General features: G+C 58.1%; 1 protein-coding gene. It reads left to right on the top strand.

Annotated features, from left to right (window positions below; translation table 11 throughout):
* Positions 1 to 91: 91 nt before the first annotated feature.
* Positions 92 to 1,076, top strand: a 985-nt coding sequence (locus tag HUS66_RS17355; protein WP_175072444.1) for an IS481 family transposase, incomplete at its 3' end; no start/stop codon positions are given.

The following is a 1,076-nucleotide window of genomic DNA, read 5'->3' as shown; positions in this document are numbered from 1 at the left end:
TGTCGGGTCCCCGATGATCGAATCGCCTATAGAAGTTATCCTCTGCTAGCCGCCAGAGAGCTTCTTCAGCAATTCATTCGGGAGCAGGTTCATGGACATCAAGCTGCATAAACAAGCGACCACGACACCGAAGATCCGTGCCGAGATCCAGGCAGCCCCCACCAGCATCACGGATAGCGAGTTGGCCCGCCAATATGGCGTCGCCACCGCGACCATCCGGCGCTGGCGGAACCGTGACGATGTCCACGATCGATCTCACACGCGGCACAACCTGCTGGCCACGCTCACGCCCGAGCAAGAGGAGGTGCTGATCGCCGCTCGCGAATTCCTTCGCCTCGGTCTGGATGATCTCCTGGTCGTGGCACGTGAATTCCTGAATCCTCGCTTGTCCCGCTCCGGGCTGCATCGCATGCTCAAGCGGCGCGAGGTGCCGACATTGGCGAAACTGGCTCGGCAGGACGCCGGCGGTGATGAGAAGCCCCGGCACAAGCCCTTCAAGGACTATGAGCCGGGTTTCGTGCACATCGACATTAAACACCTGCCTCAGATGCCTGACGAGCAGCAGAAACGCTACTTGTACGTCGCCATCGACCGTGCCACGCGCTGGGTCTATTTGGAGATCAAGCGCAGTCAGTCAGCGAAGGACGCGCGTGCGTTCATGAAGCAGTTGAAGGAGAAGGCCCCCTTCAAGATCCAGACGGTACTTACAGACAACGGAAAATCCTTTACTGATCGCTTTACTCGGGCCGGTGAGCGTAAGCCCAGCGGCAACCATGCATTCGACCAGGAGTGCCAAGCCCATAACATCGAGCATCGTCTGATCAAGCCGGGCAGGCCGCAGACGAACGGCATGGTGGAGCGCTTCAATGGTCGCATCAGCGACGTGTTGGCGACTCGGCGCTACACCTCAGGCGAAGACCTTGAGCAGACGCTGAAACGCTATATGTGGCTGTACAATCACCACATTCCGCAGAAGGCACTGCATCATCAATCGCCGATTGAGGTGATGAAGGTATGGCAGATCAAGCACCCTGAGTTATTTACCAAGCGGGTGGTTAATCACACGGGACCCGACA

Source organism: Onishia taeanensis, assembly GCF_013349955.1.
GTDB lineage: Bacteria > Pseudomonadota > Gammaproteobacteria > Pseudomonadales > Halomonadaceae > Onishia > Onishia taeanensis_B.
This window is presented reverse-complemented; position numbering and strand designations above follow the sequence as displayed.